The sequence below is a fragment of the Ureaplasma sp. ES3154-GEN genome (assembly GCF_025780075.1).
Classification (GTDB): Bacteria; Bacillota_I; Bacilli_A; order Mycoplasmatales; family Mycoplasmoidaceae; genus Ureaplasma.
This window is the reverse complement of record NZ_JAOXHM010000004.1, coordinates 82,550-104,256: the sequence shown is the minus strand read 5'-3', so window position 1 is coordinate 104,256 and position 21,707 is coordinate 82,550. Positions and strand designations below refer to the sequence as shown.

Here is a 21,707-nt window from a genome sequence, read left to right as displayed (position 1 = left end):
AGGTTTTTATATTTTAAAATGGTGCTCAATAAGGGACTCGAACCCATATGATTTCTCGGTTGATTTTGAGTCAACTGCGTCTGCCATTTCGCCAATTGAGCAGCACTAATATATTATAATTAAAGGTGTTAGTTTTGTCAAATATTTTTATTTACAATTCTAATATATCTGATATTTATAAAATCTAAAAAAAATAATAAAAAATGAAAGGTTAAAATATGAGCCACGCAAAAACAAACAATAGTTTTGCAAATCCAACAAACGATCAAGAAGGTTACAATTTAGTAATTGATATGAATGAACATCACAAACCAGTTGGCGACTGAGCTTTTAAGAATTTAGAAGTTAAAAATAACGATGTCTGTTTGGAAATCGGGTGTGGTGGAGGAATTAATATTAAACGACTGGCAGGTTTAACATCATTTGTAACAGGCATAGATATTTCAGCGATGTCAATTAATGTAAGTACAGAGATAAATATAGATGAAATCGCACAAAAGCGTGTTGAGCTTTTTCAAGCTTCTATTGAGGATTTTAACGCACCCAACGCTAAATACTCATTAGCAACTGCTTTTTCAACAATTTATTTTTGAAGAGACCGGCAAAAAGCATTTAGCAATATTTTTCGTTTATTAAAAAATCAAGGTCGTTTTAATATTATTTTTTCAAGTATTAAGAAACAAATCGAATGACAAAACATATTAACTTTTGATCTGGTTAGTGAATTTGATTTAATTAAGGAATTAAACCAAGCGGGGTTTAACCAAATTAAAATGATAGTCGAACCGCAACAACAATGAATTATTATTGAAAGTGTTAAAATTTAATTTATGATCAAAGAACGCATTTTATTAGTTACATCTGGCGGCGATGCACCAGGTATGAATGTTTTTTTAGCAACAAGTATTAAAAAATTCTCAAAAAAGTATGACGTTTATTTGAGTTTTAATGGATTAATCGGATTAATTAACAATGATATTCAATCTGTTGATAAAAATGTTGATTATGATCAATACTTGCATCAACCTAGCACCTTTTTAGGCTCATCTCGTCTAAAAATTTGATTGCAAGATGATGAATATACACTAAGAAAAATTGTTAATAATTTACAACAAAACGAAATTAAACACCTTATTGTTCTCGGAGGAAACGGAAGTTTAGCAGCAACAAATGTCATCGCTAATGCAGCAAAGATTAATGCTTATGGCATTCCTTTTTCTATTGATAATGATTTTCACCCAAAATACTATACTCTTGGAGCCTCATCGGCCGCAACATTTAATAATCAATTATTAAAAAATCTTATTTATACAAATAAAGCCCACCAAGCAATATGTTTTGTTGAAATTATGGGTCGTGATCACGATTATTTAGTCAAAGAATCAATAAAAAATTTAAACCCATTATTAGTTATTAGTAAACAAAATGAAAAACTAACTGGTCAGCAAATTGCAGATATTATTGCATATAAAATTGATAATAATGAAGAATTCGATCCTCTAATTGTTGTTAAAGAATTAATTTATACTTCCAATGAGTACAATGATATTAACAAAATTTTAGCTAATATTTTTATTACTAAGACAATCAGAAAACCCCAAATTTTCTCTTATTTGCAACGTGGTTGTAACGTTAATCAACTCGATTACACAATTGCGCTGCAAGCATCATCAACCTTATTTGATTTTATAACAAGAAAAACTGATCTTACAAATTTATATTTCTTAGGAATTGACCAAGATAATCCAAATCAAATGCAATTTTACTTGTTCGAAAACAAATAAAATTGATTATTAAAAAATAACCTATTGTGAAAATAGGTTATTTTTCTTTTCTAAAATAATTAATCCGATGGTAAATTAGGGCTTCATTCGTATAACTGTGGTCGTTAGGATTTTCGTTATGTAGCAATAAACTATTTTCCATAACCAATCCTGGTGTCGTATTATAAACTGCTTCAACTAGCACTAAACAACTAGGTTTATAAGGTCGTGAATAAACCATCATAATTCGCTTTGGCTCGAATTTGTATTGCTTCATTATGTAAATTAAATCAACTAACCTAACACTCGAAACAATCATGGATAATGTACCTTTTTGTTTAAGCATTCTATGAACACCTTGCATTATTTGTGTAAATGTTAATGTTTGCTCATATAACGCATTTTCACTTTGTTTACTTAATTGTTTATTTTTCACACCAGATGCTAAATGGTATGGGGGATTACAAATAATTAAATCATAACGATCTTTTTCATCCCAATGACGACTTACTGCATATTCATTAAAATCTGCATTGATAACGTTAATACGTTCAGTTAAATAATTTTCATCCACATTAAATTGCGCTAGATCAATTGCTTCGGAATTGATTTCTATACCATCAATAATTAAATCATCTTTGCGCTTAGCAAGTAAAATAGATAATGCACCGTTATTTAACCCTATTTCACAAACTTTTTTGGTTTTATGTTTTAGTGTTGCTCAATTGGCAAGTAATAATGTGTCGATAGAAAAATTAAACTGATTTTTATCTTGATAGATAAAAAGATTCGTGTCATATCCTAATTGATTTTTTACCCAATGTTGTTTTTTCATAACTATTTCAAATTCTGTTGATATATGATAAAAAATGTTCGCTAATGCGAACATTTTAATGTTTAATGGAGCGGGTGATGGGAATCGAACCCACACTAATAGCTTGGAAGGCTATAGTTCTACCATTGAACTACACCCGCATTATGGTGCTGGAAGAGGGACTTGAACCCTCACGACCGTGAAGTCATTGGATTTTAAGTCCAATGCGTCTACCATTCCGCCACTCCAGCAATAATAAAAACCATATATAATATGGTTGAATTTAAATGGTGCCCCATGTAGGGTTCGAACCTACGACCCCTTCATTAAAAGTGAAATGCTCTACCACTGAGCTAATGAGGCATAGACTATATAGAATACTATATAGGTGGTGTTTTAATGGCTGGCCTGGCAGGGATCGAACCTGCGCGTGGAAGAATCAAAATCTTCTGCCTTACCGCTTGGCTACAGGCCAATGGTGGACAGAGTAGGATTCGAACCTACGAACCTCTCGGAGCCGGGTTACAGCCGGATGCGTTTGGCCACTTCGCTATCTGTCCATTTAAAAACACTATATAATTATACATAAATAAAGATAAAAATGCAATTTATTTTAATTTTTTTATTTTTCTTACTTATTTGTTCCTTAACTTAATAGTGTTTTTAATTATTTTTAAAGTTATTCCCGATTAAAATTGCGATACAAAAGCTTTAGTTTTTGAATTTTATTATAAACTTGTTTTTGTGTACACATTGTTAGATGCGAAATATCTTTAACATTATAATGTTCCTTAACTAATTTAAAAAAATCCCATAATGAACGATGATGTTGATAAAGATATTCGTCAAAAGCTTCTCGATCCAAACGTTCATTTAAACTTTTTTCATAATTAATAGTATATTCATCAACAAATTGCTCACTGTTAATATTCATCTGATTGATATCTTTTTTACAAACAAGAACCCTGTTTTTATTATTTAAATCCTTCCGTAAATCACTAATAAATTCATAATACAAATATTTCTTAATAAATGCAAGAAACACTGGTAGACTGATGTTGCTTTGTTTCTTTAAACTACTTGCCGCTTTTTTAATAGCCGCAAAAATAATTGTATAGTAGTCAGATAGCTGATAATCCAAATAGAAACCCTTTTGATTAATTAATTTACCGATATAAGCCATAAAAATACGGTAGTATTTTTTGTAAAATCACATAATGACTTTTTGATCATTATCTGCAATAAGAAATAAAATAGCCGAAAACATATTAAATATCACCCATCTAAATCATATGTTAAGTGGGTGTTATTTTATGCATTTATGATAATTAATTATTTAATTATTTATTAAAGGTTTTAAAGTAGTTTTTTAGTAAACAAAGTGTCGTTAATTTACCTACGCCACCCGGTGAAGGCGATACTGCAATATTGTGAGTTGTTTGGTAAGCATAATCATAAATAAATGAGCCATAAATTTTATTCTTATATTCCTCAAATGTTACATCGATCAAATAGCTGTTATCCTTAAGATTTTCAACTGAATATTGATTAATTTGATTAATGCATGAGATAACAATATCAGCGTCTTTTAATATTTTTTCTTTGTCTTTGGTTTGTTTACTAATAACATCTGTTTGCAAAAATAAATTATGTAACAGATGATATAAATAATTCCCTAAATGCTTTGACCGTCCTAAAATAACTAATTTTAGTTTATGAGTCTCTAATTTTAAACTATGAATTAATAACAAAACGGCCTCGATCGTTGCAGGATGATATTTAATATTTTTAATGTTGTTTTCTAAATATAAATAACTAGCTAACCCGTCAATATCATTATCAGGTGTTAAATAATTCATTAAACCGGTTGCTTCTAATAATTTTTGTTCAATTGGAAGTTCGTAAAATAGAAAATCAGATTGATCTATAATATTTTGCATAATTACACTTAATTTATTAATAACATTTGTGTCACGCAAATCATAAAATTTTAAAGAAATTTGCAATAAACTTGCATACTTACGCTTAACTTTTAAATAAATTGAATCGTAAGAAACAAAAAAAGAATCATAGAAAATATGAATAATTTTCGTACGATCCTTAGTTTGTTCAACTAGTTTAGTTCATAGCTTATCATATAAACGACTAATTAACATTTTCATAATAAAAAACTATTTTTTCTTAATTTTAATATTTACAGGCTGCTCATTCACATACGCTTGGACATGTAAATCACGTGGTTGATTAGCATAAACATTTACTTCGTAATTAGGAATAATTTTTGTTTGTTTATAAACAGTGTTTGTAACTACTTCATCGTGATCATGATCATTTGCATAGCCAGTTGTTTCTAAAACAACTTCATGAATAACATTATCTTCGTCATTTGTTTTTAATAATGCATTCTTTGCATTATTTGCAACAATTTTTGCTAATTTGGTCAACATATTAACATAATTACCATATAAAGCAAATGGGTGGTTTTGTTGTTTTAAAACACCTAAGAAACGGTTTAATAAGTCAATATTTTTTGCTAAGGCACCTAAAATTGTAACTTCTGCCCCCATCACTTTAAGCAGCTCTAATTGTATCTGGTATAGAGCCTGATTATATTCGTCTTTATTTTTAAAGAAGTTGTTTAATTGCTCACGATGTAGTTTTGTTCGTTGAACAACCATTTTGATTCGTAATAATTCTTGTTCATTCAACAAACGTTCAAGATCATTAATGATTCCATATTGACCAGAAATCAATAATGCAAAGTTTGCTTGTGATTTAAATGACAAATCGTCAAAATCAGCTTTTTTAACTAAGAGATTGGTTCAAGTTTCCTCAATAATACTATTACGTTTTTGGTTGTATTCGTTACGTAAATCCAGAATTTTTTGTTCTTCAGCTGCGTTAATGGCATCATAAACACGTTGTTCTTTTTGGTTTAATTTTAGATCCGAAAAATTATCTGATGCATGAGGATCGTTTAACAAATTATAATAATGTCGTAATTTCCGTTTTAGAGTTAAATCTGTTTTTGCTTGAATTTTTTCTAATTTCAAATATTCTTCATAACCAATTTCGCTCAACAAATGAGCATCTCACTCATAGGTTAAACTATCACAAACAACTTGGGTTTGTTGGATATGATCATTTAACATTTTTTGGTTTTTAATAACTGTAGGAACATCCTTTTTATTTGTTTTTGCCTTCAAATAAACGCTGGTTAATTCCTCATACAATTCAGTAATTTTGTTTTCAATATCTAAACGGTAGTTTTCTAGACCTTTAACATCAAACTCATTATCATTAATAACTAATGATGCTATTGGATTACTGTGTGTATGCGGATGATTGATTCCATTTGTACTAACATAAGGCACCACAGGTGCAGATTCATCATTTTCAGAAACAAAAATTTTACTATCGTTGCGTTTTAGAGTAATTTGTTCATTATCAAAAGATAGCTCAACATATTTTTCAATTATTTTATTATTCATAACTGCATCCCTCCTTATTTACGTCTTTTTCTTCGGAATCATGGAATTGTTTTTTTACCATAATTTTTGTATTCCTGATGATTGTCAATTAATCAATCTGTATTTGCTTCTACTTCTTTAACATCAAGTGTGTTGTTATCAAGTTCATTTAAAAAATCATCAAGACGATCTTTGGTTTCATTGCCAAAGGTATCGATTTTTTCAACTGTTTCTTCTTCTACCGGTTGATTAACTAATAAATCCTCAATATTTACATTATCAACCTGAACACTTGTGTCTTCTTCTAGGTAATAAACATTAGGTGTTTCATTTTGGTATTTTGCCATATTTTCTAGTGTTTGGATTCGTTCATCTAAAATCTTAAATTTGTGCGATCCAAGATTATTTAAATCAGAGTATTTAGTAACTAAATCTTCTTCAATTAATTCAGATTCTTTCACGATTTCTATTGGAGCCGGCGAATCTTCAACACTTGAAACTTCGACTTCTTGAAGAACCGTTGTTTGAACAACTGGTTCCTCACTAACAGCTAGGTAACCAACATTATTTTTTAGGCGTTGCATGTTTTCTAAAATTTCTAAACGTTGGTCTAAATATTTAACACGAGGGTCAATAATCGGTCGTGGATGATTTAAATAGCAAGTAATACACTCATCAATTGTGCGATCTAAACGACGACAACATTCTTGTTCATTAACGATCTTGCTTTGTGTGACAGATTTTTCTTCCTTTTCAGTATCAGAAGTTGGTGTATTTAAATCACGCAACATCGTTTCATAACGAAGAATTTCCTGCTCGATATATTCATTTGTTGTTTCTTTAACAACCACTTCTTCTAAATTAACAGTATCCCTTGGGACCATTAGGTCTTCTGAATTATGGTCTTCATCATCATTTTCGAAAATCATATCAACATTTGCTTCATTTTTTCACATCATTTCTGTTTCGTGGTGAACACGGTAAACATCTGGATGTCTTTCATATAAATCTTGAACATAATCTTCTTTAATTTCAACTTCATGATAAGGTTCATCAGTAATCGCTTTTTCAAGTTCTTTTTTAACATTAACTGTATTTACTTCTTTTTTGGTTGTTGAATTAAAATTAATGTTTAAACCATTATTTGCACTGCTGAAACTTGAAAAATCCGGTAAAATAACAGTTTCTTTAGCTTCATTTTTAACAGCAACTGGTTGTTGTATGGCATTAATTGGTGTCAATTCAGGTTCAGATTTGATTTCTTCTTGATGAGCAAATTCGTTTTCTTTTAAATTAACTACTGTTTGTTCATCAGAATTAATAACAGGAGTAATTGCTAGCTCTGGTTCCTTTGGTAACAAAGGAACTGCTTCTTCTTGGGGTGTGTGAACTAATTTCATCGCTTGTTTTTCATCGTATGTACTGGTTGATGACACAGAATTAGTCTTAATTTTTTGAACCATTTGTTTGTAGTTTTTTTGATCTAAATATTCACGACGAACCCGGTAATCATATGTAGTAAATGCTCCCGGAATACGTTCAGTACCATAACCCGTTTTTGCTCACTCGTCAGCAAAATTAGGATTAGTTTTTTGTTCAATTAATGTTAGTAAATATAAAAGAGTTAGTTGAATATCAAGTGATGCTTCTAATTTAGCTTTTTGTAGAATAAAACCATCTTCATTTAAAAGGTGGTTTGAATCATGATTATCTTCTAAATCAACAATTTCTTGTTTAACTTGTTCGATATCTAAGTTTAATTCTGTTAATCAGTTAACAACATTGGTTTGTAACACTTCAAGTTCTTCTGTCTTTCACGTTTTAAACGGATCATTACTTAGAAAATAATCCAAAATATCACGTGTTTTTAGTTCGTGCTCTAAGAAGTATTCACGTACTAAACCATAAACTTTCGCTTCATAATAAGTTAAAAAACTTATGTTTTGAGACTGATAATCATAATCATCAAAAACATTTAATAAAGTCGGTTTCGAAGCGTTTTCTTCGTTATAAAAGGTATATGCTTTAGTGACGAGTTTTTCTAGTTTTACTTCGTCGGCAAAACTATTGATTACTTGACTTTCCACAAAACGGTTGTTAATTACCACTTGTTGGTTGTCAAGATCAATGATTCCTAGTTTTTCAGCTTGTTTTTTACTTAAAAACAAGGTTGCATTGTGTTTGTTTGTTTTATTCATTTTGATATTCACCTGTGTTTTTATGATATTTTGTGGTATTGTAAATACTATTTAATTATAAATTAATCCCCTGAAAAATATAACTTTTATGGATATTTCTTGTAAAATATAATGATTTGGTAAGAATTATCTAAAAAAATAAAAAATGGACAACAGATAGCTGTTATCCATTTTTAATACCGATAATGATAGCGACAACAATAATGATCCCAATGGTGATAAACATAGTTGTAATCGCAATAATTAAATTAATAACAAAATTTCTAGATTGTTTTTTAATTTGTTTTTCGGAATACTGACTAATATTGGGGATATTTAAAATTCTTGCTAATTGTTTAGTTTGATCATCGTGTGCTAATTTACTAGCAGGAATTGATTTATTTTTCATAATAGAAAAAGATCTCTTTGATCAAAATTAAATATCGAATTTGTTGTCTCGATACGTTTTGCAATCACGGCAAGCACGGTGAGGAAGTAATGCTTTCCCGCAATTAGGGCATGAAGTGGTAATCGTCACTTCTAAGTGGTCATGACTACGACGCATATTACGACGTGACTTACTCACTCTTCTTTGTTGAACAGCCATCTAATCGCCTCTTTCTAAATTTTTATTTTAAAAATATTTTTAAATACATTTTAATATTATACTATTAAATTAGAAAAAAAACCAGTCAATATTAATCGCAGTTATTCTATAATTTAAGTTAAGTAGAAAATATAGGATAAATTCAAGATGAAAAAACCCGTTTTAATTATAGCAATTGGTGGTGCAAGTGGTTCAGGAAAAACCACTATTGCTGAAACAATTAAAAAAACGATGCCTGAAAACAAAAAATGTGCAATTGTTTGCCAAGACTCTTACTACCACCCTGTGCACATTATTAAATCCCAATTAAACGGAATTATGAACTTCGATCATCCCCAAAGTTTTGATTGAGATTTAATGCGTTCACAAATTTTAGCACTTAAAAATAGAAAAAAAGTTGCCGTTCCTATTTATGATTATGTACATCATCAACGAATGAATGAAACCCATAGTTTAGCGGATGTAGATGTTTTGATTATTGAAGGAATTTATGCTATTTATGACGAATCCTTAAACGGCCTAATTGATTTGAAAGTGTTTGTCGAAACCCCTAAAGACGAGTGTTTAATGCGGCGAGTACTGCGTGATTTAAAGGAACGTGGGCGCAGTATTGATTCAATCGCTGAACAATGGCGTTCAACTGTTTCTTTAATGTATGACCAGTTTGTAAAACCATCAAAAATGAACGCAGACATTATTGTTCCTTGAAGCGAAAAAAACCAAGCAGCAATGGATTTATTAATTGATGTTGTTAGTCACCGTGTATAATGAGTTATTATGCTAAATTACCATTTCGATTTACTGACCATGCGTTAAGTCGTATTAAAACTCGTCATCCAAAATATTCTAAAACACCAACCATTGACATTATTATATCAGGTGAGATTAACACAAAACTCTCACGAGTCCGTCCATCAACTCACCACGAACATCCAGATCACTTAATTTTTCAGGATCCTAGCGACCCTAAACACTATTATTTAACTAAGCGTGTAGAAAACCATTATTTAGTGATTACATATGCGCAACATAATCACCGCAAAAAAGGAATTTATGGCAGATTATTTAATGAATAGTCAAAACGAAGAAGACTTAAATAAAATCAAACAAATATTGACTGATTTACGAATTTATGTTCAAGCTGATGGGGGCGACTTTATTTTTGATCGTTATGAAAATAATGTAGTCTATATTCGTCTAGCAGGTGCGTGCGTTGGTTGTTTTTTAACTAATGTAACATATGAAGAAAATCTCAAGAAAATTTTAATGAAGGAAGTTCCGAGTATTAAAGATGTTGTCCTAATCCAACCAGACATTAATCAAACACCTGGCTTTCCTTTTAATTTCTAAATACAAATTAATTTCAATAAATATAAGCAATAAAAAACCCTGTATTTCTTCTACAGGGTTTTTGTTACTCTATTTTCTTTTTTGTAATTTATTTTGTTCTTCTTCATTGACTACAGGATGCCCCATATTATAGAAAACGTTAATAAACATTGCAATACCGACGAATACCACCATTGTTCAAATTCCACCTAAATAACTTTCAAACCCTTCTGCTTTTTGTAAGGCAGTTAAGCTAATAAAGTTTCCTTGTTCAGCAACCGATAAACCTAATTTATAATTATTAACTTCTTGATACATACTTGTCGCCATTCCTAGACCGTATCACAAAAAAATAAACGCCAATAATCAAGCACTATAAAGAATGCTTTGTCAAATTATTTCTTTTTTTGTTCACACTTGTGTTCATACTCGACGTAATGTGCGCACAATAAGTACTCCCAACATTAATAACAAAATTGGAAAAGCACCCAAACCAATAATTCATTTTGATGCTTCGGGGTTTCACCCACCAATTAAAGCACACGCAAAACCGATAAATGCAAGGACAATAGTAGTGATATTTAGAGCACGATCTGTTTTGACACTAGGTTTTTTTAATCAACCCACAATACTTAGTTTTGTTTGGGGTTGATTTTTATTTTCAAGATTCGACATATAAACCTCATATCTTTCTTCATGGTTATTATTATATAATAAGATAATAAGCTGAATACCAAGTATCCAAAGAAATGATAATTATGAAATCAAAAAACAATAAAATTTATGATGAAATAGCAAGTGATGATATCTTGAATGCTTTGCAAAATCAAGAACAAAAAATTCAACGCAAAAAACAAAGTTTACGTTGATGGGAAAAACTACTAATCGTTTTAGGATTAATAATTGGTTCATGTTTGTGCATTGTATTACTTGTTGCACTAATCGTACACTTAGAAACTAATGCTTTATTTTAAAATATGCAAACAAGTATCTTTGATTCACGTACCCAACATTTATATTTACATATCCCTTTTTGTAATCACATTTGTACTTACTGTGATTTCAAACGTATTCTAAAAACAAACAAAACCCAATATTTAGTTGATAACTATTTAGAAAACACACTACTAGCAATCCAAAAGTATTGTGTGCCTAAACAATTTAAAACTATATTTTTAGGTGGTGGAACTCCTAATTGCTTGACAAATAATGAATTGGAAAAACTACTTGCGGTTTTAGAAAAATATGCAGCGGATAACTGTGAATTTAGTATTGAATGTAATCCTGATTTAATCACTATTGACCAAATTTTAATCTTTAAAAAATACCGTGTAAATCGCATAAGTTTAGGTGTTCAATCAACCAATAATGCGATCTTAAAACAGGTGAATCGTTTGCATACCATTGAAGATGTAGAACACGCAATTCAACTATTACAAATGAACGGAATAACTAACATTTCGTGTGACTTTATTTACAACCTAGAAAATCTAACTTTTCAAGATATTGATGATGTCTTTTTGTTTCTAAGTAAAAACAGTATCCAACATGTATCTTTTTACGCTTTAGAAATCAAATCTAATAGTCTATTAAAACGTTTAGGATGTACCATTGATGAGGACAAGGAAGCTGATCAGTTAACGTATATTATTCAACAATTTGCAAAATATAACTACACACGTTATGAAGTAAGTAATTGAGTCTTAAACCCACAATACAAGTGCCAACATAACCTAGCTTATTGGTTAACGAAAGATTGAATGGCCTTTGGTTTTGGAGCACATGGTCTTGAAAATAAAACTCAATACCAATACAATGCCCCACTTGACCAGCCAGAATTAATCACTAATCCTTTAAGTGATTATGATTATTATCAACAAATTCTAATGATGGGGTTACGACTTGCGGACGGACTAGATTTAAAAAATCCTTTGTATTTGCAAGCGTATAACTTTTTTAAAGATAAATTAGAATACGTGTATATTGAAAATAATTTCTTGAAAGCAGAATCATTAGATCTGCTCAACCAAACTTTATTAAGTTTATTTGACTAGTTAAAAAATGTTCGTAATCTTTTAAAATTTGTAAACTAAACCTTTACATTTAGTCTCTAAAAAATTAAATAACTTACAAACAAAAATAACTTAAGTATTCTTAACAAGAATATTTTATTTTAATTCCAAAAAACGTTAATAAAATTTTTATAAACATGCTTCAATCATTTATTTTTAATCAACTAAAAAACATTAAAAACAAAAAAATTAAAAATCAAGCAAAGCAATATGGTTAGGTTCTCTAATACTCTCAAATATTTAAAAATTAGCAAGCAGTATAAAAGATTGCTAATTTTCTTTGTTTTACCTTATAATTTATATATTATGAAATCACACATTATATAAGGAGTAAATATGAGTAAGCGAGATTATTATGAAGTTTTAGGGGTTAGTAAGACAGCAACTGCTGATGAAATCAAAAAAGCGTTCCGTAAACTTGCAAAAGAGTATCACCCTGATAAAAATAGTTCACACGATGCGGAAACTAAATTTAAAGAAATCAACGAAGCATACGAAGTTTTAAGTGATGAATCAAAGCGTGCAAACTATGACCGTTTTGGACATGATGCCCAACAACAAGGTTTTAATCAACAAGCTGGTGGCTTTGGCGGCTTTGGCGGCTTTGGCGGCTTTGAAGATATTTTCTCAAGTTTTTTTAACGGCGGACAATCTCGTAGTCAACGTTATGAAGAAGAAATACAAGGAGATATTCACCTCGCTTTACGTTTAAGTTTCTTTGAAGCAATTAAAGGAACAAATAAAGATATTCTTTATGACCGTTTAGTTACTTGTGATTTATGTCACGGAATCGGTGCTCCTAATGCGTCTGATATTGTTACCTGTCAAACCTGTCATGGATCAGGTCAAGTTCTATTTCAATCACAAACTGCTTTTGGTGTTTTTCAACAGCAAGCAGTTTGTGAAACTTGTCGTGGGCAAGGAAAAACAAACAAAAATCCTTGTAAAAAATGTAAAGGTCATAAAGTTATTAAAACTCCAACCAAAATCAACATTACAATTGAACCCAACACACTTAATCAAGAAAAACAACGAATTAGTCAAAAAGGAAATGAAATTAATGGTGTCAAACACGATCTTTACTTATACATCGAAGTTGCACCTCACCCTTATTTCAAAACCAATAAACTTGATTTATACATCAATGTATTAGTCGATCCTTTTGTGTGCTTGGTTGGTGGAGAAGTTGAATTTGTTACAGCTTATGGAAAACATAGTTTTAATATTCCAGCCAACACCCGTGATGGTAAACAATTCCAAATTAAAAATTTAGGAATTAAAAACCGAAAATCAAACTTGTTTAATAAAAAACAAGGTGATGTGTACATCACTATTAAATATGCAAAAACTAAGAAACTAAGCCCTGAACAACTAAGTTTCATTCAAAACATTAACAAACAAAAAAACAGTGAAGTAGAAGATTACAACAATAAATGATTAAAGGAAGTACAAAAATAATGTCACATACAAAAGAACATAAGAGCCATGAACACAAAAATAAATTAGCTGAGTTAGAAAAAAAGATCGCAGAACTAACAGCAGCCAATGAAACATTGTCTAAGGAATTCGAAACCTTACAAACAACAAACTTAAATCTAATCAATCAAAATAAACAATACGAACAACAAATTAACCAGTTAAATCAAGATTATATTGCCAAAATCACTGCTAAAACTAACGAAATCCAAACGATTTTAAAGACTAAAGAACAAGCCTTAAACAACCGTTTTGCTGATGATGTCAAACAAGCAATTTATAAAGTTTACAAATATGATATGGATACTTTATTAACGCAAATTAATCATTTTAGTAAAATTGTAAATAACCAATATGACGATCCTAAACTCCAAGGTTTTCTTGTTGGCTTCCAGATGATTGCTAACCAAATGCATGAGGGCTTGGAAGACTTAAAAATTCAAAAAATTACGCCTGTTGTTGGGGAATTATTAAACGATGAGACAATGGAAGTTTTTGAAACTGTTACAAATACTAATCATCCAGCATTAACAATTATTGAAGTTATTAGTCCTGGTTATATCTATGACAATAAAACCATTAAATTTGCTGTTGTGAAGGTCGCAGCATAACGAAACGCAACCCTGCGTTTTTTTCTTTCTCTAAAAAATCAGTAATAAATGTTAAAATTTAATCTATGAAAACAAAAATTAATTACGAAAATATTTATCAACAATTAAAAACTTTACAAAAAAGATCATATGCTCCTTATTCACATTATCCTGTTGCCGCGCTTGCGCTAAGTAATGATACATTTATCCCTGGTGTAAATGTAGAAAACGGATCATATGGGTTAACAGTTTGCGCAGAGCGTAATGCTATTTTTAGTATGATAGCATTGGGTTACCAAAAATTAGATATGATGTTTTTAATCACCAATGACGAAAATGATAGTGGAACACCCTGTGGTGCTTGTCGTCAAGTTATTAGCGAATTCATGCAACTTGATGGTTCTGTAGTGGTTTATAACCAATCCGGAACTTATAAAATTTATCAATTACAAGAATTATTACCGCATTCTTGAAGCCCAACGGCATCACTAAAATAGGAGAATTACTATGCAAAATTTAGTCAGTCAAACTTTAGAGTCTGAGCTCGTTAGTAGTGAGGATAAAAAATATATTAAGTCATTAGATCAAAAAACTTTAAGCGAGTTGTTTGACCCTAACTACAAATTTAAATTTGGAACTGCAGGAATCCGATTACCATTAGGTGTTGGGACGCGCCAATTAAATATCTTCACATATACTCAATTAATCTTAGGATATATTTACTACTTACAAACTATTCCACCGAAAAACAATCGGCACCATAAAGTTGTTTTGGGCCGTGATAACCGTTATTTATCACGCGAAGTAATGATGTTTGCAGCCCAAATCTTCACAAGTTTCGGATTCGAGGTTTTTGTTCCCCAAGATTATGAAATGCTTGCAACACCAATTGTATCTTATCTCATTAACGAATTAGATTTAGACGGTGGAATTATGTTCACCGCATCTCATAATCCCAAAACTGACAACGGTTTTAAGGTCTATAATAACGTCGGTGCTCAACCAACAACAGATGTTACCAATGTCATTGAAACCTATATCCCATCATATAAGGATGTAATGTTGTTTGATTTTGAGGCCGATGAAGAATTGATTTCTTTCATTGATGAGCATGAAATTACTGCCTATTACGACTTAATTAAGGAAAATTTAATTAATACTAACAAAAACAGTGAAAAGCAATTCCAAACAGTCTTAACAACCCACCACGGGGCAGCATCTTATAACATGCAACCCTTTCTTGAATCACTAGGTTATGAAATTATTAGCGTACATGAACAAAACTTTGAAAATCCAGATTTTATAAACGATGAATCATCAAATCCTGAAGATCAAATTTCGTTTACCAAAGCATTAACTTATACTAATGAACATAATGCCACTGTTATGATCGGGATCGATCCTGATGCTGATCGTATGGGGGTTGCAATTCAACACGATAACGAATGATATTATTTAAGTGGAGATCAAACAGGGGTTTTATATGCATATTATTTACTGCATTATAAAAATTATGAACGTCCAAAATATATCATTTCAACTATTGTTTCAAATACTTATGTTGAACGGATCGCCAAAGACTTTGACACAACTGTGCATTATGTCGGTGTTGGATTCAAACATCACGGTAATTTAATCGCTCAATTACGTAAGGACCAAGATTTAGTGGTAGCTTTCGAAGAAGCAATTGGAACTAATTTAATTGATATGAATAATGATAAGGATGGTTACCAATCTGCGGCTTTTATTCTTGAATTAATTGCTTTCTACCAAAACCAAGGATTAAGTTTAATTGATGTATTCACTAAATTAATTTTTCCAAAATATGGTTATTGATATGCTCATACATATCCATTTGTGTTCAAAAACAAAGACTGAAAACAAGATGCGCAAGCATTATTAACCAAACTCCAAACAACTGATTTAAAACAAATTATTGACTTAAATTTACTAAAAATTGAATATAATCAAGAGCACAACTACATTACTTGGTTTTTAGACAATGACAGTACAATTAAGTTCCGTTTATCAGGGACAGAACCCAAATTTAAAATTTATGTAAACTTAATTGAAGATCAATACCAAAGCAATGAATTCTGATACACACATTTTGCAAATAAAGCAGATGCCATAGTTGCAATGTTAAGAGAATACTTGCAACTACCATAAAACAAAAAAACAACCAATTTATATTTGGTTGTTTTTTATATGTACTTTTTAAACAACATAAAATTGTTGGTTTTTTCAATTCCTAAATTCAGGCGAATAATATTATCCTTGTGTTTAAAAATAATTAATGATGCAGCCGGAATAGTAAATAAATACAAATAGCTAACGTTTTTCATCGTATGTGTTAGATCAACAAAATAACTAGCAAAATAGTTATTATATAAAGGAATATAATTAAGACCCGGAATAATAACCAATAACGAAGAAAATCCGACGCTAACCATTGCAGCTAATGACACATATTTTTTGGTCCTTACAGTAATATAGAAAACTAAAAAATACAATAGAGCAACGAGGGGGTTCATAATTAGCAACCATCCAAAATGAGTACTAACACCCTTCCCACCTTTGAATTTAAAGTAAATTGGGTAATTATGACCGATAATACACACAAATCCGCTAAACTGGATAAGAATACTTAAATGAAAATCACTTCATGGATTCACAGAAACATCATTTAGTGCATACCTCAAAACCAAAAAAGCAACAATAATCATAATCATCGGTTTAATCATATCCAATAAAAAAACCAGAATGCCCATCTTCTTGCCAAAAACACGAGTCATATTAGTTGCTCCTGCATTTTGCGAATTAAAACCCCTTACATCCTTGCGTTTTAACCACAAACTAAAGACTAAACTAAAATTAAATGATCCAATTAAATAAGCAAAAATTGGAGCAATTAAGATCAAAAATACATGAGCAAAAACAATGTGCGAAACCATAATAATTCCTTATAATTAACTATTAATATATTATAAAGGAATCATTATGTCACTAACACATCGAACTTATCAAACCGCTAATAATGTATTTCAGATTAAACACGCTAAACTTTTTAATCTGACTTGATTAGCTAATATTTTTCTTGTTTTAGGGGTTATTTTTTTATCCATTTATTTAACTAGCAGTTACCAACGTAATAATATTTTATATAATGTTTTAACTATTAAACACGAAAGCATCAAAAGTATAGGTGCTTTTGGGCTATATAGCTTTCTATGGTACATTGGAATTAATATTATTTATTTTATCAATATAACACGTTATCAAAACCTTGATCGCGCGGTGTTTATAAATCTTATCTTGGGAATAATGTTAATTAACCCTTATGTGTATTTTTATCACATAAAACACTTAAAAAACAAACGTCAATATTTTACAGAAACATTTTACTATTTGCTTGATGAAAGCAACCAAATTGCTTTTAACTTTAAAAACAAAAAAAGTGTCCTTGCTTTTATTTATTTGATAATTGCCACAGGGTTTATTGTTTTTTCGTCTCTTGATTACTTACCTGTTGAAATTCAAAAAGGAATCAATGTAATTGAACCGAACACACCAATACAAGTTGTGTATAGCAAAGATCTATGATTTAATAATTTACAATATTTTACAACTCAAGGGAACTGATTGTGTATTTTTGTTGCTCTTGTTGTTTTTCTGAATCCCCGAACACGCTTTTTAAAAAGCAATAACCTAGTTCTAATTGCAACCACTTATATCAGTATTATCAGTTTAATTTGATTAACTACTTTATACCCACTAGCAAGCAACAAACCCAATTGACGATGAATCTATGACTTATCTGGTTTCTATAACCATTTAATTACCCCTGTAATGTTTCATATTTTCGCTTGATATTTAATTAAGCAAAACAAGGTTTTCAAACAAGAAAATTATATACGTGCCTGAGCTAAATTTATTTTTTATCTAATTATTTACATTTGCTATGCATTATTTTTACCTTTAATTGGTAATGTTTCTGTTTATGGGGTTGTTACTAATCTATGACCAAATGTAAATGGTAGTTTATGGCTGTTTTTCTTTTTAGTTGGATTTCTCGCTTTTGTCAATCTAATTTATTTCATCTTTTACATCATAATGTTAAAAGTTAACAAAATCCCCGTTAAAAGTTTATTTAAAAGAAAACAAACAAGTGCAAACTAATGCGCACTTGTTTGTTTTATTATCATTTGAACAGAAATAAAAAACCACTGATGTTCAGTGGTTTATATTTAATGGAGCAGATGACGGGAATCGAACCCGCGTCTCGACCTTGGCAAGGTTGCGTTCTACCATTGAACTACATCTGCATTTACACCATATAATTATAACATATATATAAATATGGTGCGTTATTTTTTAATTAATAACCGATTTTCTAACCACCATTGAACCATCAATGTCCACAATTGGATATATTACAATCAAGCAGTTTGTATCTACTTGTCGAATTAATTGAATAATTGATGGAAATTCAATGTATAAAGAAATGATTTCTAGTTTTTGGTTTGTTTTGTGTGAAATCAAGTTACTAGAATTAGTTACAGTAATGGAATTATTAAAATCATGAAGATGCAAAATATTCACGATTTTATCAAGATTTTTTGATAAAATTTCCAATTTTAATGACTTATTTTTTGGGAAGTAAATATTTACAATAATTCCTAAAATAATTGATACTAATGTGGAAGCAACAAAATTTGGAGAAAAGAAAAATTCTAAATTAAAGAATTTCGAATCAGCCAATCCCGCAGGAATATATGAACCTAACATAATTCCAATAAATAACGTAATTGCATTAAAGTAGGTTAAAATATTCCCAATTGGTTTACTTTTCTTCTTTGAATACCAGAAACTTATGATATCTGTTCCCCCGCTTGTTCCTCCCACAATATATACTAATGAAATAAATATTGCGTCAAAGATTGCATAAATAATTGCATAGACAAAAATTGATGGAATCTTAGTTGCTTGGTCAGGGTTTGTTCACGGAAGTACCTGTACCTTATTATCAATTAAAGGATGGTAATTATATAACGGCTGTGCAGCGTCATATAAATAATTCGTATATTCTTGCTGGGTTTTGAAATCAGTCATCTGATTGATTTTGCTGTATAAATCATTTAATGGTTGATCCATTGTTAGATTTTCTATTCGCATCAATTCCAATAGCTCATTGTTTAATGTAACTTCATTAATCTTGTGTGCAAGAATCCGTGGTGTAAAAAAGTTATCTGCATCTGGGTAAGTAATTTTATTATCCCCGAAAATCATAATTTTGTCTGTTCCAGGAATGAAGGATAATAATAATCCAAAAACCTGAGTTGCAACTAAATATAATAAGGTCATTAACGTAAAATGCTTACCTAATTTTTTGTAAGAAAAAATTAATAAAGGTACATTAATTAAAATAACTAATAACCAGAATAAAACATTATAAGAAATTTGAGCAGCATTAGTTAATGTCGAATCATTATACAAAATAACTGTTTGAATTAAACGAGCAAAACCCTGAGATAAACCTGTGATTCCAGGTGAATAAATTCCCGTATTTTGTACTAAGAACAAAGCCATAACTGACGTTAAGAGTGAAAGGATAAAAATGATTAGATACCGGACTCATAGTCGCTTGGTTGTATATAAACTCGCAAATTTTAAAATCCCTGCTTTAAATTTAATTGTTTCTGTTTGCGACTCTAAATGTTCTTGTTCTTTATAATCTTGGTTAACTTGTTTTAATAAATCATTAATCTGACGATCTTGATGTATTAAACGCCAACGTTTACGTTTTTTTCGACTTATCTTGTCTGTATCATGAACATTCATAATCATCCTCCTGAAATAGTGTACATAAAAAAATAACAATAATATGTTGAAATAAAGCACAAATTACTGTTATTAATTATAAAAAATTATTTGTTTAATTGTTTAATACGTGCTGATTTACCAGAACGAGAACGCATATATGAAATGTATGCACGACGTACTTTACCACGACGTACAACTTCAATTTTTTCAACTAATGGTGAATGAATGTTGAAGTTTTGTTCAACTCCAACTCCATCCGTTTCTTTACGAATAATAACTGTTTCATTGGCTTGTGAACCACGACGACGTAGAACAACACCTTCAAATTTTTGGATCCGTGTTTTCTTACCTTCAACGATTCGGTTATGGATCACGATTGTATCCCCACTAGAGAAGTTTGGTACATCTTTTTTCATACTTGATTCATTTACAGATGAAAGAATTGCACCTTTATTAATTTTGAAAATACTCATATTTTCCACCTACTTTTTGTTTTCTAAATATTTTTGATATAAATCATTACGATAAGTTTTTGTTAAGTTTTCTTGTGCTTGTTTGCGATATTTATTAATTTCAGCATGGTGTCCACTCAATAAGATTTGTGGAACACTATGACCATCAAATACTAATGGCTTAGTATAAACTGGATAGTCTAATAAATTATTATTAAAAGATTCATCAACCAAACTCTCCTGGTTAATTACTCCATCCAATAAACGAATAATACTATCAGCAACCATCATACTGACAAGTTCACCGCCTGTTAAAACAAAATCACCAATACTTAAATAAGCATCAACATAATATTTAATTCGTTCATCAATACCTTCATAATGACCAGTAATAATAATTAAATGCTTAATATTTTGAGCATACCACAAGGCTTGTGGTTGTTCATAACGTTTTCCACGTGGTGATGTGTAAATGACATAACTATCAGGTGTTTTAATTGCGTTTAGACAATTCACAACGACATCAATGGCAATTACCATTCCTGGTCCGCCACCATATGGATAATCATCAACTCGTCTGTGCTTGTTGGTTGCATAATCACGCATATCTACAATCTGCACATCAACCTTGTTGTTAAGTCGGGCGCGTTTGATAATCGAGTGTTCAAGTCAATTATCATACAACCCAGGAAACAAGGTTAAGATACTAATTTTCATAAACTAAGCGTTATTTTGTTTTTTTAAAGCTGCTTTACGTTTTTTATTTGCATCCTTAGCAGCAATAAATTCTTTTCAAACACCTTGTGCAGAAAGAATTTGTTTAACTGTTTCAGAAGGTTGAGCACCGTTGTTTAAATGTACTAAAACACGGTCGTTTTTCAAAGTAACAGCACCTGTTAAAGGATTGTAATGTCCTAAGTTTTCAATGTATGCACCATTTGCTTTTGCTTTTGCGTCCATTACAACAATTCTAAAGAAAGGATTCTTGTGAGTCCCCATTCTTGTTAATCTAATTTTTACCAATGTATTCACCTCTTTGTTTTTTAAAAGACTTGAATAATTATAAACTATTTTTTATAAAGGTGTTAAGTTTTTTTACTTAACCCTGATATTTTTTATTGATACAATTTGTTA

General features: G+C 30.3%; 25 protein-coding genes and 7 tRNA genes. 12 read left to right on the top strand and 20 right to left on the bottom strand.

The genetic code is table 4. From position 1 onward, the window contains the following. Nucleotides 1-19: 19 nt before the first annotated feature. Nucleotides 20-101 (bottom strand) — tRNA-Leu (locus tag OF377_RS02250). A 117-nt stretch (nucleotides 102-218) separates the two neighbouring features. Between OF377_RS02250 and OF377_RS02245 the strand changes: the two genes are divergently transcribed. Then, a complete protein-coding gene (locus OF377_RS02245; protein ID WP_263836263.1) occupies nucleotides 219-827 on the top strand; it encodes a class I SAM-dependent methyltransferase in 609 nt (202 codons plus the stop codon). Nucleotides 828-830: 3 nt separating this feature from the next. Continuing rightward, on the top strand, nucleotides 831-1,784 hold the full coding sequence (locus OF377_RS02240) for a 6-phosphofructokinase (RefSeq protein ID WP_263836262.1): 954 nt from the start codon (nucleotides 831-833) through the stop codon (nucleotides 1,782-1,784). A 37-nt stretch (nucleotides 1,785-1,821) separates the two neighbouring features. On the opposite strand, the gene OF377_RS02235 is transcribed toward OF377_RS02240, so the two are convergent. From OF377_RS02235 to rpmF, 12 genes are all read right to left on the bottom strand, one after another. Continuing rightward, complete coding sequence (locus tag OF377_RS02235) at nucleotides 1,822-2,598, bottom strand: tRNA1(Val) (adenine(37)-N6)-methyltransferase (RefSeq protein ID WP_263836261.1); 777 nt, start codon at nucleotides 2,596-2,598, stop codon at nucleotides 1,822-1,824. A gap of 66 nt (nucleotides 2,599-2,664) precedes the next feature. Further along, nucleotides 2,665-2,738, bottom strand: a tRNA-Gly gene (locus tag OF377_RS02230). A gap of 4 nt (nucleotides 2,739-2,742) precedes the next feature. After that, nucleotides 2,743-2,828 (bottom strand) — tRNA-Leu (locus OF377_RS02225). Between the two features lie 37 nt (nucleotides 2,829-2,865). Continuing rightward, a tRNA-Lys gene (locus OF377_RS02220) sits at nucleotides 2,866-2,940 on the bottom strand. Between the two features lie 37 nt (nucleotides 2,941-2,977). Further along, a tRNA-Gln gene (locus tag OF377_RS02215) sits at nucleotides 2,978-3,052 on the bottom strand. 1 nt (nucleotide 3,053) lies between these two features. Then, nucleotides 3,054-3,137, bottom strand: a tRNA-Tyr gene (locus OF377_RS02210). 119 nt (nucleotides 3,138-3,256) lie between these two features. Beyond that, nucleotides 3,257-3,844 (bottom strand): hypothetical protein, encoded by a 588-nt coding sequence (locus OF377_RS02205; RefSeq protein ID WP_263836260.1) that lies wholly within the window; start codon nucleotides 3,842-3,844, stop codon nucleotides 3,257-3,259. A 73-nt stretch (nucleotides 3,845-3,917) separates the two neighbouring features. Then, a complete protein-coding gene (locus OF377_RS02200; RefSeq protein WP_263836259.1) occupies nucleotides 3,918-4,739 on the bottom strand; it encodes a bifunctional 5,10-methylenetetrahydrofolate dehydrogenase/5,10-methenyltetrahydrofolate cyclohydrolase in 822 nt (273 codons plus the stop codon). Nucleotides 4,740-4,748: 9 nt separating this feature from the next. After that, nucleotides 4,749-6,068, bottom strand: a complete 1,320-nt coding sequence (locus tag OF377_RS02195) for a hypothetical protein (RefSeq protein WP_263836258.1) — start codon at nucleotides 6,066-6,068, stop codon at nucleotides 4,749-4,751. Nucleotides 6,069-6,082: 14 nt separating this feature from the next. Further along, a complete protein-coding gene (locus OF377_RS02190) occupies nucleotides 6,083-8,245 on the bottom strand; it encodes a hypothetical protein (RefSeq protein WP_263836257.1) in 2,163 nt (720 codons plus the stop codon). 163 nt (nucleotides 8,246-8,408) lie between these two features. After that, nucleotides 8,409-8,633, bottom strand: a complete 225-nt coding sequence (locus tag OF377_RS02185; RefSeq protein ID WP_263836256.1) for a hypothetical protein — start codon at nucleotides 8,631-8,633, stop codon at nucleotides 8,409-8,411. 27 nt (nucleotides 8,634-8,660) lie between these two features. Then, nucleotides 8,661-8,831, bottom strand: coding sequence for a 50S ribosomal protein L32 (rpmF, locus tag OF377_RS02180; RefSeq protein ID WP_263836255.1), 171 nt, complete (start codon nucleotides 8,829-8,831; stop codon nucleotides 8,661-8,663). 147 nt (nucleotides 8,832-8,978) lie between these two features. Between rpmF and udk the strand changes: the two genes are divergently transcribed. The 3 genes from udk to OF377_RS02165 are packed head-to-tail and all read left to right on the top strand — an operon-like array spanning nucleotide 8,979 to nucleotide 10,181. After that, nucleotides 8,979-9,599 (top strand): uridine kinase, encoded by a 621-nt coding sequence (udk, locus tag OF377_RS02175; protein ID WP_263836254.1) that lies wholly within the window; start codon nucleotides 8,979-8,981, stop codon nucleotides 9,597-9,599. After that, nucleotides 9,599-9,907 (top strand): hypothetical protein, encoded by a 309-nt coding sequence (locus OF377_RS02170; RefSeq protein ID WP_263836253.1) that lies wholly within the window; start codon nucleotides 9,599-9,601, stop codon nucleotides 9,905-9,907. The genes udk and OF377_RS02170 overlap by 1 nt, the downstream gene beginning before the upstream one ends. Then, entirely contained in the window at nucleotides 9,885-10,181 is a 297-nt protein-coding gene (locus OF377_RS02165; RefSeq protein WP_263836252.1) for a NifU family protein, read from the top strand. The genes OF377_RS02170 and OF377_RS02165 overlap by 23 nt, the downstream gene beginning before the upstream one ends. Before the next feature lie 69 nt (nucleotides 10,182-10,250). Here OF377_RS02165 and OF377_RS02160 read toward each other — a convergent pair whose 3' ends face one another. Next, a complete protein-coding gene (locus tag OF377_RS02160) occupies nucleotides 10,251-10,835 on the bottom strand; it encodes a hypothetical protein (RefSeq protein ID WP_263836251.1) in 585 nt (194 codons plus the stop codon). 83 nt (nucleotides 10,836-10,918) lie between these two features. Here OF377_RS02160 and OF377_RS02155 point away from each other — a divergent pair, with 83 nt between their 5' ends. The 6 genes from OF377_RS02155 (at nucleotide 10,919) to OF377_RS02130 (ending at nucleotide 16,467) form a co-directional block, all read left to right on the top strand. Continuing rightward, the gene (locus OF377_RS02155; RefSeq protein ID WP_263836250.1) at nucleotides 10,919-11,134 is read left to right on the top strand and encodes a hypothetical protein; all 216 of its coding nucleotides are present in this window, start codon (nucleotides 10,919-10,921) and stop codon (nucleotides 11,132-11,134) included. Between the two features lie 3 nt (nucleotides 11,135-11,137). Then, complete coding sequence (gene hemW, locus OF377_RS02150; protein ID WP_263836249.1) at nucleotides 11,138-12,214, top strand: radical SAM family heme chaperone HemW; 1,077 nt, start codon at nucleotides 11,138-11,140, stop codon at nucleotides 12,212-12,214. A gap of 354 nt (nucleotides 12,215-12,568) precedes the next feature. Further along, on the top strand, nucleotides 12,569-13,690 hold the full coding sequence (locus OF377_RS02145; RefSeq protein ID WP_263836248.1) for a DnaJ domain-containing protein: 1,122 nt from the start codon (nucleotides 12,569-12,571) through the stop codon (nucleotides 13,688-13,690). Then, the gene (gene grpE / locus OF377_RS02140) at nucleotides 13,690-14,319 is read left to right on the top strand and encodes a nucleotide exchange factor GrpE (protein ID WP_263836247.1); all 630 of its coding nucleotides are present in this window, start codon (nucleotides 13,690-13,692) and stop codon (nucleotides 14,317-14,319) included. The genes OF377_RS02145 and grpE overlap by 1 nt, the downstream gene beginning before the upstream one ends. Nucleotides 14,320-14,384: 65 nt before the next feature. After that, a complete protein-coding gene (cdd, locus tag OF377_RS02135) occupies nucleotides 14,385-14,795 on the top strand; it encodes a cytidine deaminase (protein ID WP_263836246.1) in 411 nt (136 codons plus the stop codon). 10 nt (nucleotides 14,796-14,805) lie between these two features. Beyond that, a complete protein-coding gene (locus OF377_RS02130; RefSeq protein ID WP_263836245.1) occupies nucleotides 14,806-16,467 on the top strand; it encodes a phospho-sugar mutase in 1,662 nt (553 codons plus the stop codon). A gap of 35 nt (nucleotides 16,468-16,502) precedes the next feature. Here OF377_RS02130 and plsY read toward each other — a convergent pair whose 3' ends face one another. Next, nucleotides 16,503-17,252: a glycerol-3-phosphate 1-O-acyltransferase PlsY gene (gene plsY / locus OF377_RS02125; RefSeq protein ID WP_263836244.1), complete on the bottom strand. Its 750-nt coding sequence runs from the start codon at nucleotides 17,250-17,252 to the stop codon at nucleotides 16,503-16,505. A 46-nt stretch (nucleotides 17,253-17,298) separates the two neighbouring features. Here plsY and OF377_RS02120 point away from each other — a divergent pair, with 46 nt between their 5' ends. Further along, a complete protein-coding gene (locus tag OF377_RS02120) occupies nucleotides 17,299-18,477 on the top strand; it encodes a DUF1600 domain-containing protein (protein ID WP_263836243.1) in 1,179 nt (392 codons plus the stop codon). Nucleotides 18,478-18,549: 72 nt separating this feature from the next. Here OF377_RS02120 and OF377_RS02115 read toward each other — a convergent pair. The 5 genes from OF377_RS02115 to rpsP form a co-directional block, all read right to left on the bottom strand. After that, a tRNA-Gly gene (locus tag OF377_RS02115) sits at nucleotides 18,550-18,623 on the bottom strand. Between the two features lie 49 nt (nucleotides 18,624-18,672). Next, entirely contained in the window at nucleotides 18,673-20,139 is a 1,467-nt protein-coding gene (locus OF377_RS02110) for a YitT family protein (RefSeq protein WP_263836242.1), read from the bottom strand. A gap of 86 nt (nucleotides 20,140-20,225) precedes the next feature. Further along, nucleotides 20,226-20,594, bottom strand: coding sequence for a 50S ribosomal protein L19 (gene rplS / locus OF377_RS02105; protein ID WP_263836241.1), 369 nt, complete (start codon nucleotides 20,592-20,594; stop codon nucleotides 20,226-20,228). A gap of 9 nt (nucleotides 20,595-20,603) precedes the next feature. Then, nucleotides 20,604-21,290, bottom strand: a complete 687-nt coding sequence (gene trmD / locus OF377_RS02100) for a tRNA (guanosine(37)-N1)-methyltransferase TrmD (RefSeq protein ID WP_263836240.1) — start codon at nucleotides 21,288-21,290, stop codon at nucleotides 20,604-20,606. Nucleotides 21,291-21,293: 3 nt separating this feature from the next. Next, entirely contained in the window at nucleotides 21,294-21,605 is a 312-nt protein-coding gene (rpsP, locus tag OF377_RS02095) for a 30S ribosomal protein S16 (RefSeq protein WP_263836239.1), read from the bottom strand. Nucleotides 21,606-21,707 lie beyond the last annotated feature (102 nt).